Here is a 16,240-nt window from a genome sequence, read left to right on the forward strand (position 1 = left end):
AATGCGGTCAGGCATCAGACTTCCCTACGCTGGCATTATCCAGTTCAGGTCAGCGGGTTTTTCTCAGCCCTTTCCGTGTGGAAAGCGGCACCCCGAGTCGTGTTACGGCTTGCAGCATAGGCAAGCCGCGCAGCGAAAGCAAGCGACTCCCGCCTGGGAAATAATCAGAGCTGAAACAATTCACATGATCCCGATCAACGCCTGAGGGTGCAAAAAAAGGCTTAATGCTGCGGGTTAACGAGATACCTCTTTATAGGTAGCCCCGCTTATTACCCGGATGGGTAATATTTCCCGCATTGACTCTGGTTACCCCATAATAATTAACCTGCTCGCAGCATCATCGTAAAAAACACTTTATTTCATGGAGTTAGAAAACTCCTGAAGCGGAACTTCATACTATTCAGGATGTATGATGCGATTTTTAGCGCTTATTCCACACCGCCATCGATGGCAGGATATTAATATTGAACGCAAGGGTGCCGTGGCACCCAATGGCAGACAGTACCTCTCCACCTATATCTCCGCCCGTTGCACAGGCTGTGGCGAAATTATTCACCGTGTCTATTATCGCGACATCAGCGATCGGCAGGCGCGCCGCTGGTTAGGTTAACGTCCCGGCAACGGTCATTCCGGACACAGTTCAGGTTAACAGTTAGTTAGCAATTTGTTAGTCTGGTAACTAATCATCGTCTGACCAGACTCTCTCTATGCCACTGCTGTTTGAAAGCTTAAGCCATCAAATTTACCTGTCAGCCCCGCTGTTTATCCTGATCCTGCTGGGGTACTGCCTGACGCGCCTGGGGAAATGGCCCGCCAGCATCAGTGAAGGGATGAACCGCTTTGTGTTTAACGTTGCTCTGCCCTGCATGCTGTTTCGGGTGATGAGCACCTTCTCGCAAAGTCCGCCGGTGGATGCGCGCCTGTTGCTGGCCTTTTTCGGCAGTTGCCTGCTGGTGTTTATCGTGGGACGACTGCTGGCAACAAGGCTGTTTAATCTGGATGGCGTAGCGGCGTCGGTTTTTGCGCTGGGCGGCATCTTTTCCAATAACGTCATGCTGGGGATCCCGGTGGCCACGGTACTGCTGGGGCCAGAAGCCCTGCCCCCGGTGGCGCTGGTGCTGGTGTTTAACAGCCTGATCCTCTGGACCTTACTGACCGTTTCGGTCGAGTGGGCGAAACAGGGCAGCTTCTCGCTGGAAGGACTCTGGCGCACCCTGCTCGGCGTGCTGAAGAATCCGCTGATCATCGGTATTCTCAGCGGTACAGCCTGGAGCTTTCTGCAACGTCCCTTGCCGCTGCTGGCCGCTGAACCGCTAAAGATGCTGGCCTCACTGGCTGCACCTCTGTCGCTGGTGACGCTGGGCATGAGCCTGGCACACTATCGGGTGCGGGATGGCTTAAAAGAGAGCTATACCATCTGCCTGCTGAAGCTGGTGCTGCAACCGATGACGGTATGGGCTATCGCGTGGCTGACCGATCTGCCGGCGCTGGAGAGTAAAGTGGTGGTGCTGCTGGGATCGATGGCAGTCGGGGTTAACGTCTATCTGATGTCGCAGAAGTTTAATGTCATTACCGGCCCGGCGGCGGCGAGCATGCTCTTTTCTACCGTGTTTGCGGCGGTGACAACGCCAATCTGGATGATGCTGATGACGCTGACGGGCTATTAACAGGCTAAAAAAAAGCCCCTCAGCACGCGTGCTGAGGGGCTATTGTCTGGCTAACTAAATGTTACTCAGCCGATTTGGTACGAATCAGATAGTCAAAAGCGCTCAGTGAGGCTTTAGCACCTTCGCCGCTGGCGATGATGATCTGCTTGTACGGTACGGTGGTGCAGTCGCCCGCGGCGAACACGCCTTTCAGGCTGGTTTCGCATTTACCATCGATGATGATCTCACCCATTTTGTTGCGCTCAACCGCACCTTCCAGCCATGGGGTATTCGGCAGCAGACCGATCTGAACGAAGATACCGGAGAGCGGCAGCTCATGAGTGGTCTGCGTCGTACGGTCGATATAGTGCAGGCCGGTGACTTTGGTGCCGTCGCCTTTCACTTCGGTGGTCTGGGCGTTCAGAATCACATCCACGTTCTTCAGGCTGCGCAGTTTATCCTGCAGCACCTGATCGGCGCGCATCTCATCGGCAAACTCCAGCAGCGTAACGTGTTCAACGATACCGGCCAGATCGATGGCCGCTTCCACGCCGGAGTTACCGCCGCCGATCACCGCCGTGCGTTTGCCTTTAAACAGCGGGCCATCGCAGTGTGGGCAGTAGGTCACGCCTTTGGTGCGATACTCTTCTTCACCCGGCACGCCCATGTTACGCCAGCGTGCGCCGGTCGCCAGGATGATGCTGCGTGATTTCAATACTGCGCCGGAGGCGGTTTCGATGGCGTGCATTCCGCCCTCTTTCGCTGCCGGGATCAGTTTGATGGCGCTCTGGCTTTCAATGACGTCCACGTTGTAATCATCCACGTGTGCGCGCAGTGAACCGGCCAGTTTTGCCCCTTCGGTTTTCGGTACGGAGATATAGTTTTCGATATCGACCGTGTCCAGCACCTGGCCGCCAAAACGCTCACCCAGCAGGCCGGTACGGATACCTTTACGTGCTGAGTAGATGGCTGCCGCTGCGCCCGCCGGGCCGCTGCCGATAATCAGGACTTCATACGCGTCACGCTTGTTCAGCTCTTCCGCTGCACGTTTGTCGGCATTGGTATCCACTTTGCTGACGATTTCCGCCAGGCTCATGCGACCCTGACCAAACTCTTTACCATTGAGGTAAACCGCTGGCACGCCCATCACGTTACGTTCCTGAATCTCGTTCTGGAACAGGCCACCGTCGATAGCGGTGTGGCTGATGCGCGGGTTAATCACCGCCATCAGGTTCAGCGCCTGTACGACGTCAGGGCAGTTATGGCATGAGAGTGAATAGTAGGTTTCGAAATGGAAGTCGCTGTCCAGCGCGGCAATCTGATCCAGCAGGCTTTGTGCTTCTTTCGACGGATGCCCACCGGTCTGTAACAGTGCCAGCACCAGTGAGGTAAATTCGTGACCCAGAGGTGAACCGGCAAAACGCGGGCCGCTGTTCGAACCTGGGTTGGTGATCAGAAATGAGGGCTTACGCACCTGACGATCGTTCTCTTCGCGGAAGCTGACTTTGTCAGACAAACCGGCGATATCAACCAACAGTTCACGGATCTCGGTTGATTTTGCACCTTCGTCCAGCGTGGCAATCAACTCAACAGGTTTGGTTAATTTCTCAAGGTAAGCCTTGAGCTGGGTTTTCAGATTTGTGTCGAGCATAGTGATATCCTGGTCAAAAAATCGGGTGCCGCAGCACCCGATTGGAGAATGGTCGAAAGGCCGAAGCGTAATTAGATTTTGCCAACCAGGTCCAGAGACGGAGCCAGTGTTGCATCACCTTCTTTCCATTTAGCCGGGCACACTTCACCTGGGTGAGAAGCCACGTACTGAGCCGCTTTCACTTTGCGCAGCAGGTCAGAGGCGTCACGGCCAATGCCTTCAGCAGTGATTTCGATTGCCTGGATAACGCCTTCCGGGTCAACGATAAAGGTACCACGGTCAGCCAGACCTTCGTCTTCGCGCATGATTTCGAAGTTACGGGTCAGCGCGCCAGTCGGGTCACCGATCATCGTGTACTGGATTTTCGCGATGGTGTCAGAAGAACCGTGCCAGGCTTTGTGGGTAAAGTGGGTATCGGTAGAAACGGAGTAGATATCTACGCCCAGTTTCTGGAACTCTTCGTAGTGATCAGCCACGTCGCCCAGCTCGGTCGGGCAGACGAAGGTGAAGTCAGCTGGATAGAAGAAGAACACACTCCATTTACCTTCAACGTCTTTCTCGGTTACGTCGATGAATTCGCCGTTTTTGAATGCTGCGTTTTTGAACGGCTTGATTTTGGTATTGATAATAGACATCTGGTGGCCTCCGTTAAAATATGTGATGCAGGTTACATAATTTCCGGGCCAACATCTAATATGCAGTCGTTATCAATTTGATTAACGAAAGCTATCAAACGCTAAGAGCCTGATGCTCTCTGGCCCGGCAGGCAGTGTACAGCGATTTACGTGACATTTAACCCGCTTTATCTTTTCCGCCCCTCTCCGCGAATCGCTGCTAGTTTTGTAAGACCGGATTAAAAGGGAGCTGACTTGTGGAGATTCGTCCGTTTACTGAAGCCGATCGTCCTTTTCTGCGTACGCTGTTTCTGGCGGCGCGTCGGCATAACTGGCGCTGGCTGGACGGCAGCGAGTGGCAGCTGGAAGATTTTGATGGGGTAATCCTGGGTGAAACCGTGCTGGTCGCGGAAGCTGATGGACAGCGGGTCGGATTTGCCGGCCTGCTGGAGAACGATAACTTCCTGCACAGCCTCTATGTCGATCCTGACTGGCAGGGGCGCGGCGTGGGCAGCGCTTTGCTTAAGGCGGCAGAGGCGCGCTTTACCTCAACCGGTGCGCTGAAGTGCCTGCAGAAGAATAAAGCGGCGCAGGCCTTTTACCTGAAACATGGCTGGAAGATGATTTCACAGGGCGAAGGCGAACATGGCGGCTACGTGTTAATGCACTACCCGCTGGCCTCGCAATATGCCAGCGGGTCGGGTCGTGCTTAAAGCGCGCGGAAGGCGATGTCGCCGGGGATGACTTCGCCCTGCCAGTAAAGCTGGGCAGCAACGCGTCCGGCCAGTTGGCGATAAAGCGCGGTAAACTCGCTATCGGGCCGGCGAATCACCGTCGGCTGACCTTCATCGAGATCTTCGCGCAGGTCAATGTGCAGCGGCAGCTGAGCCAGCAGCTGCGTCTGGTAATCCTCTACCAGTTTCTGTGCGCCGCCGGTGCCGAAAATCGGCTCATGGAAGCCACACTGACTACAGACATGCAGGCTCATGTTTTCCACCACGCCAAGCACCGGCACATTGACCTTTTCAAACATCACCAGCCCTTTGCGGGCATCAATCAGGGCGATATCCTGCGGCGTGGTCACCACCAGCGCGCCCGTGACCGGTACGTTCTGCGCCAGCGTCAGCTGAATGTCACCGGTACCGGGTGGCATATCCAGCACCAGATAATCCAGCTCAGGCCACAGCGTCTCGTTCAGCAACTGCATCAGCGCTTTGCTGGCCATCGGCCCGCGCCACACCATCGCATTATCGTCCGTGACCAGATAACCAATAGAGTTGGTTGCCAGCCCGTGCGCCATGATCGGCGCCATGTGGGTGCCATCCGGCGAGGTAGGCCGTTGATCCTGGGTGCCAAGCATGTTCGGCACTGACGGGCCATAAATGTCGGCGTCAAGAATGCCGACCCGCGCCCCCTCTGCTGCCAGCGCCAGCGCCATGTTCACGGCGGTGCTGGATTTACCCACGCCGCCTTTGCCAGAGCTGACCGCAATAATATTTTTCACGCCGTTGACGCCCGGCTGGTTTTTCACCCGTTTCAGGGTGGCAATGTCATGGCTGAGTCGCCAGTCGATGGCACCTGCACCGGTCTGACGCAGCAGTTCGGCGCTGACCTGCTCTTTCAGGACGTCGAACCCGCTGGCCCAGGCAAACGGCATCAGCAGCTCCACATGCAGCGTACCGTCAAGCTGTGCCACGTGATGTAACGCCTTCAGGGCGGTGAGATTCTGCTTAAGGGTCGGATGCTCAAAGCTTCTCAATACGCCAGCCACGATGGCGCGCAGGCCTTCTGGCGTCTGCGGTTCCCGGGATTGTGCTGTCATCCCCTACTCCTTATTTCTGCTGTGCTTACGCTGTGTTTCAGCGATGTATTGTCAATGATATCAGATGCTCGTGGATCTGCGGTGACCGCAGGGGGTGAATCCCTTGTGTTTACGCAGGAGAAGCCTTCAGTTACCATCTAAGCCCGTTTTTTCAATCAACAGAAAGCTACGCAAACTATGACTCAAGTCGCTAAAAAAATTCTGGTAACGTGCGCACTGCCTTACGCGAACGGATCAATCCATCTCGGCCACATGCTCGAGCATATCCAGGCCGACATTTGGGTGCGTTATCAGCGAATGCGTGGCAATCAGGTTTATTTCATCTGCGCCGATGATGCGCACGGTACGCCTATCATGCTGAAAGCTCAGCAGTTAGGGATTGCACCGGAGCAGATGATTGCAGAAATGAAAAGCGAGCATGAAGCCGACTTTGCCGGTTTCAACGTCAGCTATGACAACTATCACTCGACCCACGGCGACGAAAACCGTGAGCTTTCTGCGCTGATTTATGGCCGTCTGAAAGAGAACGGTTTTATTAAAAACCGCACCATCTCCCAGCTTTACGATCCGGAAAAAGGGATGTTCCTGCCGGACCGTTTTGTGAAAGGCACCTGCCCGAAATGTAAATCTGCCGATCAGTATGGCGATAACTGCGAAGTGTGTGGCGCGACCTACAGCCCGACCGAGTTGATCGAGCCAAAATCGGTGGTCTCTGGCGCGACACCGGTTCTGCGCGACTCTGAACACTTCTTCTTTGATCTGCCATCCTTCAGCGCCATGCTGCAGGCCTGGACCCGCTCGGGTGCGCTGCAGGATCAGGTGGCGAACAAAATGCAGGAGTGGTTCGAATCGGGCCTGCAGCAGTGGGATATCTCCCGCGACGCGCCTTACTTCGGCTTTGAAATTCCGGACGCGCCAGGCAAATATTTTTATGTCTGGCTGGATGCGCCTATCGGCTACATGGGCTCGTTCAAGAACCTGTGCGACAAGCGCGGCGACATCGACTTCGACGAATTCTGGCGTAAAGACTCTACTACCGAGCTCTATCACTTCATCGGTAAAGATATCGTCTACTTCCACAGCCTGTTCTGGCCAGCGATGCTGGAAGGCAGCAACTTCCGCAAACCGAACAATCTGTTTGTGCACGGCTATGTCACCGTCAACGGTGCCAAGATGTCGAAGTCGCGCGGCACCTTTATTAAAGCCAGCACCTGGCTGCAGCATCTTGATGCGGACAGCCTGCGTTACTACTACGCGGCGAAACTCTCTTCACGTATCGACGATATCGACCTGAATCTGGAAGATTTCGTCCAGCGCGTAAACGCCGACATCGTCAACAAAGTGGTTAACCTGGCGTCACGTAACGCGGGCTTTATCACTAAACGCTTTGACGGCAAACTGGCGGCTGAGCTGGCCGATCCGGCGCTCTATCAGACCTTTGTGGACGCGTCAGAGAAGATTGGTGACGCCTGGGCCGGTCGTGAATACAGCCGGGCTATTCGTGAGATCATGGCGCTGGCCGACCTGGCGAACCGTTATGTCGATGAGCAGGCTCCGTGGGTGGTAGCGAAGCAGGAAGGCCGTGATGCCGATCTGCAGGCGATCTGCTCAATGGGCATCAACCTGTTCCGCATTCTGATGACCTGGCTGAAGCCGGTGCTGCCGTCACTGAGCGCCCGTGCAGAAGGCTTCCTGAACTGCGAACTGAGCTGGGATGCTATCGCGCAACCGCTGCTGGACCACCAGGTTGCGCCATTCAAAGCGCTTTACAGCCGCATTGAGATGGCAAAGGTTGAAGGACTGATTGAGGCCTCGAAAGAGGATGCCGCTGCCGCCAGTGCACCGGCCGCAAGCGGCCCGCTGGCAGATTCGCCGGTAGGTGACACCATCACCATCGACGATTTCGCCAAAGTTGATATGCGCGTGGCGCTGATTGAGCAGGCGGAACTGGTTGAGGGTTCGGACAAGCTGCTGCGCCTGCAGCTCGACCTGGGCGGTGAAAAGCGTCAGATCTTCTCGGGTATCCGCGCCGCCTATCCCGATCCCTCTGTGCTGGTCGGTAAAATGACCATTATCGTGGCCAACCTCGCGCCGCGTAAAATGCGCTTTGGTATCTCTGAAGGCATGGTGCTGTCAGCGGGTCCTGGCGGCAAAGATCTGTTTGTGCTGTCCGTCGACAGCGGTGCTGTACCGGGAATGCCCGTTAAGTAACACTCTGCATTCTGCGGCTTTAACCGCTTAGCGCAGTGCCGTTCTTAAACCCTTCGTGCCTCATCACGGGCGCGAAGGGCTATCACTCCTCGCTCTGAATGTGCACCGCTTCCATTCCACTTCCGCCCCTGAAAATCTGTATCTGCTAATGCCACACCGCTGCATAAATGTGATCGCTAGCACGCTAAGCGGTTAATGCGTATGATGAAGCTCAGTGAAAACAGGAGCCTGCCATGCTCACCGTGCTGTCTGTCTGCGGGCGCTATCTTCGCGCCTTTATCATCATTTATCTCTGTTTATACGCCGGAATCGGCATCGCCTCGCTGCTGCCCATCAAACTGCCCGGCAGCATCCTTGGGATGTTAATTCTGTTTGCCCTGCTCGCCTCGCAGATCCTGCCGGTCAGCTGGGTTAAACCGGGCTGCCATCTGCTGATTCGCTATATGGCGCTGCTGTTTGTGCCGATCAGCGTCGGGGTGATGAGCTACACCGATATTCTGACCGCGCAGTTTGGCCCTATCGTGATCTCCTGCGTCGTCAGCACCTTCCTGGTTCTCTCTATTGTTGGCGTAAGCGCCCACCAGCTTCATAGTCGCCGTCCGGCCGGGGAGTCAGGCGATGAGTGAAATATGGTGGTCACTGCCACTGACCCTGGCGGCATTTTTTCTGGCGCGCAAACTGGCGATACGGCTGAAAATCTCGCTGCTTAATCCGCTGCTGGTCGCGATGGCGATTATTATCCCGATTCTGCTGCTGTTGCAGCTGCCCTATTCGCGCTATTTCGCGGGCAGTCAGATTCTTAATCAGCTGCTGCAACCGGCTGTTGTCGCGCTGGCACTGCCGCTGTATGAGCAGATGCATCAGATCCGTGCCCGCTGGAAATCGATTATTGGCGTCTGCTTTATCGGCAGTGTGACCGCCATGACCTCTGGCACCGCTATTGCTCTGTGGATGGGTGCCACGCCTGAAATCGCCGCTACCATCATTCCTAAATCCGTTACCACGCCCATTGCGATGGCCGTCTCCGGTTCGCTGCACGGCATTCCCGCCATCAGCGCCATCTGCGTGCTGATTGCCGGGGTACTGGGTGCGGTGTTCGGACATACCGTGCTGAATCTGCTTGGCGTGAAATCTAAAGCAGCGCGCGGACTGGCGATAGGTAACGCGTCGCACGCCCTCGGCACAGCACGCGCCGCTGAACTCGACTATCAGGAAGGGGCATTCAGTTCACTGGCGTTGGTGATCTGCGGCATCATCACCTCACTGCTGGCGCCGTTTATTTTTCCGCTGCTGCTGCACTGGTTTGGCTGAAAGTTTGCGAGAGATCTCGCAAAGTTGAAACATGCAACACAGGTTACATTGTCAGAGCGATGTGGATCACATATAAACCGGTGACTGGCACATCGCCCTGCTGAATCTAATGAGGCTCACATGCAATCCCGTTTCCTCTCTGCCTTTGAGGCATTGCCGTCAACGCTGCAAACCGCACTCTCTCCCCTGCTGGACGATCCTGGCTTTCAGGCGGTGCTGAGCGCCGACCAGGTCGCCTCACTGCAGCAACAGACACAGATGGATGCCGATGCTCTGGCGCTGGCGCTGCTGCCCCTGGCGGCGGCCTGTGCCGTTGCTACCGTGTCGCATTTTAACGTCGGGGCTATCGCCCGTGGCGTCAGCGGCAACTGGTACTTCGGGGCCAACATGGAATTTATCGGTACGCCGTTGCAGCAGACGGTTCACGCCGAGCAGAGCGCCATTACCCATGCGTGGCTGCGTGGCGAAAGTCAGCTTGAGACGATCACCGTTAACTACACACCGTGCGGTCACTGCCGTCAGTTTATGAACGAGCTGAACAGCGGTACGAACATTCGCATCAGCCTGCCACAACGCGCGATCAGCACCCTGGCAGATTATCTGCCGGATGCCTTTGGACCGCGCGATCTGGACATCACGACCTTCCTGATGGACAGCGTGGATCACGGTTATGTAGCCGAAGGCGATGAACTGGTGCAGGCCGCGGTTGCCGCTGCCAATGCCAGCCACGCGCCTTACAGCCAGTCACACGCCGGTGTTGCGCTGCTGACCGCAACCGGCGCGATTGTCACCGGGCGCTATGCGGAAAATGCCGCCTTTAACCCGAGTTTCCCGCCCCTTCAGGCGGCGCTGGTCCTGCTCAACATGCAGGGTGGCGATGTTCGTCAGATAAAAAAAGCGGTATTAGCCGAAGTGGAAAATGCCACGCTAAGCCAGTTCGCCGCCACACAGGCGACGCTTAAGACATTTGGTTGCGGTGAGCTGCTACAGGTGACGCTGTACAAAGCATAACCCGCTGTCAGAGAGGCCACAGTTTTGTGAGCTTTTATGAACAAACGCTGTACTTCTGCGGGAAATTTCATAGGATCTGGCGCCAGAATTCACGTGATTACAAATTACTCTGAATAATTCAGGTTGCAGGATAGCAGCACGGTCGTGAATGTTTTAGCAGCGGTTCCCCTGCCGCTGCCAGGCCTGCAGTCTGAGCTATAACGGGTAAGAAAACTGGCGCTACCTTTCCGGCGTGACGCCAGACAACACTGCAACCGGAGCATTACCGCATGGAACTCGACTACGAAAGTAAACGCCCGCTGTATATCCCTTATGCTGGCCCGATTTTGCTGGAATTTCCCCTGCTGAACAAAGGCAGCGCCTTTAGCATCGAAGAACGTAACGAATTCAACCTCAACGGTCTGCTGCCAGAAGCAGTGGAATCGATTGAAGAGCAGGCGCAGCGTGCCTGGCGTCAGTTCCAGGACTTCAAAAACAATAACGATAAGCATGTCTACCTGCGTAACATCCAGGACACCAACGAAACGCTGTTCTACCGCCTGCTGGATAACCATCTCGAAGAGATGATGCCCATCATCTACACCCCGACCGTCGGCGCAGCCTGCGAACACTTCTCTGAAATCTACCGTCGTGCGCGTGGCGTGTTCATCTCCTACCCTAACCGCGACCATATCGAAGATATGCTGCAAAACGCCACCAAGCAGAATGTGAAGGTGATCGTGGTGACCGATGGCGAGCGTATTCTGGGCCTCGGCGATCAGGGCATCGGTGGTATGGGTATCCCGATTGGTAAGCTTTCACTCTATACCGCCTGTGGCGGCATCAGTCCGGCTTACACCCTGCCGGTGGTGCTGGATGTGGGTACCAACAACCAGCAGTTGCTGAACGATCCGCTCTATATGGGCTGGCGTCATCCGCGCATCACCGGTGAAGAGTATGATGCGTTCGTGAACGATTTTATTCAGGCCGTTAAACGCCGCTGGCCGAAAGTGCTGTTGCAGTTTGAAGATTTCGCCCAGAAGAATGCCATGCCGCTGCTGAACCGCTATCGCGATGAAGTCTGCTGCTTTAATGATGATATTCAGGGCACTGCCGCCGTAACCGTGGGTACGCTGATTGCCGCCAGCCGCGCCGCCGGCAGCCGCCTGTGCGAGCAGAAAGTGGTGTTCCTGGGCGCCGGTTCCGCAGGTTGTGGTATCGCTGAACAGATCATCGCACAGATGAAATCCGAAGGTCTGAGTGACGAGGAAGCGCGTGGCCGCGTAATGATGGTGGATCGCTTTGGTCTGCTCACTGACAAGCTGCCTAACCTGCTCGATTTCCAGAGCAAGCTGGTGCAGAAGAGCGAAAACCTGCAGCAGTGGGATGTCACCAATGATTCCATCTCGCTGCTGGACGTGGTGCGCAATGCGCAGCCCGATATTCTGATTGGTGTCTCTGGCCAGCCGGGCCTGTTCACCGAAGAGATCATCCGCGAGATGCACAAGCACTGTAAGCGCCCTATTGTGATGCCACTGTCGAACCCGACATCACGCGTGGAAGCGACGCCAGCCGATATCATCGCCTGGACTGACGGTGCCGCACTGGTCGCAACCGGCAGTCCGTTCTCGCCGGTGAGCTGGAACGGTAAAACCTATCCGATTGCGCAGTGCAACAACTCCTACATCTTCCCGGGCATTGGTCTGGGTGTGATTGCTTCGGGTGCCAGCCGCGTTACCGATACCATGCTGATGACCGCCAGCCGCGCGCTCGCTGACTGCTCTCAGCTGGTGAATGAAGGTGAAGGCCCGGTGCTGCCTGAGATTAAAGATATCCAGGGTGTATCGAAAATCATTGCGATGGAAGTGGGTAAAGCTGCTCAGCTGGCGGGTGTCGCCGTGGTGACCTCTGAAGATGTGTTGTCACAGGCTATCGCCAACAACTTCTGGCTGCCGCAGTACCGTCATTATCGTCGTACCTCGATTTAATCTTCAGACTGCCGGATTGCATCCGATCCGGCAGTGTTCAAAAAGAGCACAGCCAGCCGGCAGTAACTTGCTTCACAGTGACAGCTCAAGTAGCCTTGTCCCATCTCACTATTCTGACATCGAGTCTCCAGGCGCATGCTGAAACGCGTTTTCATTGGTCTGCTTTTCATCATCTTACTGATGATGGCAACGGCGCTCGGCCTTGATCGCTGGATCAGCTGGAAAACTGCGCCCTTTATCTACGAAAATGTCGCCTCTTTGCCACATCGTCAGGTCGGTGTGGTACTGGGTACGGCGAAATATTATCGCACCGGCGTCATCAATCAGTATTACCTCTATCGTATGCAGGGCGCGCTGAATGCCTACAACAGCGGCAAGGTCAATTATCTGCTGTTAAGCGGTGATAACGCGCTGCAAAGCTATAACGAGCCGATGACGATGCGCCGCGATCTCATCAAAGCCGGTGTCGATCCGGCTGATATCGTGCTGGACTATGCCGGTTTCCGCACGCTGGATTCGATTGTGCGCACCCGCAAAGTGTTTGATACCAACGACTTCATTATTATCACGCAGCGTTTCCATTGTGAGCGTGCCCTGTTTATCGCCTTACAACTGGGTATTCAGGCGCAGTGTTATGCGGTGCCCTCGCCGAAGAACATGCTTAGCGTGCGCTTCCGTGAGGTAGGTGCCCGGCTGGGCGCGCTGGTGGATCTCTTCCTGCTTAAGCGCGAACCGCGCTTCCTGGGCCCACTGGTGCCGATCCCCGCCGTACGCGATGTCCCTGAAGATGCGCAGAGTTACCCGGCAGTGACGCCGGAGCAGCTGCTGGAGCTGGAACAGAAGCTGCGGAAATAGCTCACGCGCTGCGGCTTCTTTATGCTGGTTACTGCTGTACCGAAGTCTGGCAGTGACGTGCAGGGCTCAGGGAGCATACGCCTTCCGCAAAGACGCAGGACCTCTATACCTGGCGGGCTCAGCGCGGGCGATTACGCACCTCATCCCTGAGGTGCGCCCGTAAACGAGCCAACGCTTTGCTACAGGCGTATGCTCCTATCGCTTTAGTTTTTGTCGCCGTCTGACAGAAGACCATTCCGCAGCGATTTTTAAGCTGACTGCTTATCAGTCTGAATTAGGGTGAATCCAACAGCAATAAATCAGCTCAACGCGCAGGGAACACGGTCAGAAGAGGAAAGCGTCCCACGCCAGGGATGGCGTGGGCCGAGCGTGTCATGGATGACGGCTTTTGCGACTTTCCGATCTGACCGTGTTCCCTTCGCAGACTCGATCTCACAGCGACAAGGCATGCACTCCAGCAACAATGCCTGCACACCAGCAACAATGCCTGCACTCCAGCGACAATCCCTTCTTTTAAATAATAAAAAAGCGACCCGAAGGTCGCTTTATGAGCACTGAAGAAGACTTACTTCTTACGGGAATATTTCAGAGAATCCAGCGCCACGGCGAAGATGATGATGCCGCCTTTAATGATGTACTGCCAGTAAGGGTTGACGCCGATATAGGTCAGACCATAGTTGATGACGGTAAAGATCAACACACCGGTCACTACGCCCGCCACGCTACCCACACCACCGGCGAAGGAGACACCGCCGACCACACAGGCCGCAATCGCATCCAGCTCATACATAAAGCCGAGGTTGTTGGTGGCCGAACCGATACGACCCGCTTCCAGCATCCCGCCGAAGGCGTAGAACACACCTGACAGGGCATAAATCATGATCAGGTTCAGGTTGACGTTAACGCCTGAGACTTTCGCCGCTTCCGGGTTACCGCCGATAGCAAAAATGTTCTTGCCGAAACGGGTTTTATTCCACAGCACCCAGACGAAAATAATGGCAATCACGGCGTAGAAGGTGATGAACGAGAGCTTAAAATCACCAAAGCGTAAGAAGCCTTGGGTAAATTTCGAGAACCCTGTATCAAAACCGGCAATCGGTGATGCGCCAACAAAGTCGTAATAGAGTGAGTTGATACCGTAAACGATGATCATGGTGCCCAGCGTGGTGATAAATGGCGTTACCTTGAGGTAAGCAATAATCACACCGTTGACCAGACCAATCACGCCGCCGATGATGCACACGGTCAGAATAACCAGTGGAATCGGCACCGTATCCAGCGTCGGGAAGACCTTATTCGCGTTATCCATCGCCTGCAGCAGCGTCGCGGCAACCACCGCCGCCAGACCGACCTGACGTCCGGCTGACAGGTCAGTACCCTGCGTCACAATCAGACCCGCCACACCCAGTGCAATAATAATGCGCACCGAAGATTGGGTCAGAATATTACTCAGGTTCATTAAACTTAAAAATGAGGGGTCCTGGAAAATAATAATAGCCAGCAATACCAGCAGCACGACATAAATGCCGCCCTCTTTTAACCAGGTTAGCGCATTCTTTTTTGTAGTCGCTTTCATGTTAACAGCCCTTGCTTCATTAAAGGTGTAATGACGCTAAACGCAATATTTCGTTCTGCGTGGTCGTTTTGGTATCAACTATGCCTGCTACCAGACCATTACTCATTACCAGAATACGATCGGTAATGCCTAACAGCTCCGGCATTTCGGATGAGATAATAATGATGCCCTTTTCTCTTTTCGCCAGCTCAGCAATTAACTGGTAAATTTCGAATTTTGCACCAACATCAATACCGCGAGTGGGTTCATCAAGCATCAGGATTTCAGGCTGGGTCAATAACCAGCGGCCAATAATCACTTTTTGCTGGTTACCGCCCGAAAGCGAACCAATCTGAGTATGGTGGCCTGGCGTTTTTACACGCATAGAATCGATCACCCATTGGGTATCACTCTTCATGCGTTTATTATCCAGCAGTCCCATACTGTTTTTATATTTTTTAATATTGGAAATAAGCGAGTTAAAACCAATGTCGAGGAAAGCATAAATACCGGTTGAGCGACGCTCTTCGGTCACCAGCGCAAAACCGTGGTTAATGGCTTCATTGGCGCTGTGATTATTAATCGGTTTACCATGCAGTTTAATGGTGCCGCCCGATTTTTCGCGAATGCCAAACAGCGTTTCGACGATATCGGTACGTTTGGCGCCCACCAGCCCGGCAATGCCGAGTATCTCCCCTTTACGCAAATCAAATGAGATGTCGCGAATCGATGGCTGACGCAGTGACGTCAGATGACGCACCTCAAGAATCGTCTCGCCTGGCACGTTAGTACGGTCAGGGAAACGCTGGTTCAGTGAACGGCCAACCATCATGGAGATGATCTTATCCATATCCAGCCCTTCCAGCGGCTGAGAGGTGATCCACTGACCATCACGCAGGATAGTGATCTCATCACACAGCTGGAAAATCTCTTCCATTTTGTGCGAAATATAAACAATGCCACAGCCGCGATCTTTCAGCTTACGAATAATCGTGAACAGGTGATTAACCTCTTTCTCGGTTAACGAGGAGGTCGGCTCATCCATAATCACAATTTTCGCGTCGTAGGAAAACGCTTTGGCAATTTCAATCATCTGCATCTGCGATACAGAAAGATTGGCAACTTTATCGCGCGGATCGATATCAATATCCAGCTCGTCAAAAATCGCTTTGGTATCCCGGTACATTTTATCCTGATCGACAAAGAAGCCTTTGCGCGGATAACGCCCAAGCCACATATTGTCCATCACGGTACGCTGCAGGACCAGGTTTAATTCCTGATGCACCATCGACACGCCATTTTCCAGCGCCTCTTTGGAACTTTTATAGTCGATCTCTTTACCCTGAAACAGGATACTGCCGGTATCTTTTTTATAAATACCAAACAGGCATTTTAATAAGGTAGATTTCCCGGCACCGTTCTCGCCCATTAATGCATGAACAGAGTGAGGCCGCACTTTTAAATTCACATTATCTAACGCTTTAACGCCGGGAAATGATTTTGAGACATCCGTCATTTCCAGCAGATATTCTCGCTGCGCGGTCGTATTATCACTGGCCATATTTTACCTGGCTAAAAAACGGTGGTGACATAAAAA

14 protein-coding genes and 1 riboswitch are annotated in these 16,240 nt (G+C 54.4%); of the genes, 9 read left to right on the plus strand and 5 right to left on the minus strand.

Features of this window, described 5'->3' with window-relative positions:
- Positions 1–4 precede the first annotated feature (4 nt).
- Positions 5–105: riboswitch (TPP riboswitch) on the minus strand.
- 307 nt (positions 106–412) lie between these two features.
- Complete coding sequence (locus AC6I8B_RS12980) at positions 413–610, plus strand: hypothetical protein (protein WP_010248217.1); 198 nt, start codon at positions 413–415, stop codon at positions 608–610.
- A gap of 97 nt (positions 611–707) precedes the next feature.
- Positions 708–1,667, plus strand: a complete 960-nt coding sequence (locus tag AC6I8B_RS12985) for an AEC family transporter (protein WP_497817452.1) — start codon at positions 708–710, stop codon at positions 1,665–1,667.
- Between the two features lie 61 nt (positions 1,668–1,728).
- Here the strand turns inward: AC6I8B_RS12985 and ahpF are convergent, their stop codons facing one another.
- Together ahpF and ahpC are read right to left on the minus strand one after the other, a co-directional pair.
- Complete coding sequence (gene ahpF / locus AC6I8B_RS12990; protein ID WP_497817453.1) at positions 1,729–3,297, minus strand: alkyl hydroperoxide reductase subunit F; 1,569 nt, start codon at positions 3,295–3,297, stop codon at positions 1,729–1,731.
- A gap of 71 nt (positions 3,298–3,368) precedes the next feature.
- The gene (gene ahpC, locus AC6I8B_RS12995; protein WP_010248225.1) at positions 3,369–3,932 is read right to left on the minus strand and encodes an alkyl hydroperoxide reductase subunit C; all 564 of its coding nucleotides are present in this window, start codon (positions 3,930–3,932) and stop codon (positions 3,369–3,371) included.
- Between the two features lie 236 nt (positions 3,933–4,168).
- Between ahpC and AC6I8B_RS13000 the strand changes: the two genes are divergently transcribed.
- Positions 4,169–4,624: a GNAT family N-acetyltransferase gene (locus AC6I8B_RS13000; RefSeq protein WP_010670997.1), complete on the plus strand. Its 456-nt coding sequence runs from the start codon at positions 4,169–4,171 to the stop codon at positions 4,622–4,624.
- Here the strand turns inward: AC6I8B_RS13000 and apbC are convergent.
- On the minus strand, positions 4,621–5,733 hold the full coding sequence (gene apbC / locus AC6I8B_RS13005) for an iron-sulfur cluster carrier protein ApbC (protein ID WP_010248231.1): 1,113 nt from the start codon (positions 5,731–5,733) through the stop codon (positions 4,621–4,623). The genes AC6I8B_RS13000 and apbC overlap by 4 nt on opposite strands.
- Before the next feature lie 177 nt (positions 5,734–5,910).
- Here apbC and metG point away from each other — a divergent pair, with 177 nt between their 5' ends.
- The 6 genes from metG (at position 5,911) to sanA (ending at position 13,088) form a co-directional block, all read left to right on the plus strand.
- Positions 5,911–7,944 carry a methionine--tRNA ligase gene (gene metG / locus AC6I8B_RS13010; RefSeq protein WP_010248234.1) on the plus strand — a complete coding sequence of 678 codons (2,034 nt, stop codon included), beginning with the start codon at positions 5,911–5,913 and terminating at the stop codon, positions 7,942–7,944.
- Between the two features lie 233 nt (positions 7,945–8,177).
- Entirely contained in the window at positions 8,178–8,570 is a 393-nt protein-coding gene (locus tag AC6I8B_RS13015; RefSeq protein WP_010248237.1) for a CidA/LrgA family protein, read from the plus strand.
- Entirely contained in the window at positions 8,563–9,255 is a 693-nt protein-coding gene (locus AC6I8B_RS13020) for a CidB/LrgB family autolysis modulator (protein WP_022625036.1), read from the plus strand. Before AC6I8B_RS13015 ends, AC6I8B_RS13020 begins: the two co-directional genes overlap by 8 nt.
- 120 nt (positions 9,256–9,375) lie before the next feature.
- Positions 9,376–10,266, plus strand: a complete 891-nt coding sequence (gene cdd, locus AC6I8B_RS13025) for a cytidine deaminase (protein WP_497817454.1) — start codon at positions 9,376–9,378, stop codon at positions 10,264–10,266.
- 269 nt (positions 10,267–10,535) lie between these two features.
- Positions 10,536–12,233 carry an NAD-dependent malic enzyme gene (locus AC6I8B_RS13030; protein WP_497817455.1) on the plus strand — a complete coding sequence of 566 codons (1,698 nt, stop codon included), beginning with the start codon at positions 10,536–10,538 and terminating at the stop codon, positions 12,231–12,233.
- 135 nt (positions 12,234–12,368) lie between these two features.
- Positions 12,369–13,088 (plus strand): outer membrane permeability protein SanA, encoded by a 720-nt coding sequence (gene sanA, locus AC6I8B_RS13035; protein WP_010248246.1) that lies wholly within the window; start codon positions 12,369–12,371, stop codon positions 13,086–13,088.
- A 565-nt stretch (positions 13,089–13,653) separates the two neighbouring features.
- Here sanA and mglC read toward each other — a convergent pair.
- Positions 13,654–14,664, minus strand: coding sequence for a galactose/methyl galactoside ABC transporter permease MglC (gene mglC, locus AC6I8B_RS13040; protein ID WP_010248248.1), 1,011 nt, complete (start codon positions 14,662–14,664; stop codon positions 13,654–13,656).
- 19 nt (positions 14,665–14,683) lie between these two features.
- Positions 14,684–16,204 (minus strand): galactose/methyl galactoside ABC transporter ATP-binding protein MglA, encoded by a 1,521-nt coding sequence (mglA, locus tag AC6I8B_RS13045; RefSeq protein WP_010248250.1) that lies wholly within the window; start codon positions 16,202–16,204, stop codon positions 14,684–14,686.
- Positions 16,205–16,240 lie beyond the last annotated feature (36 nt).

Source organism: Pantoea sp. X-Soil-ISGK-285, assembly GCF_059730815.1.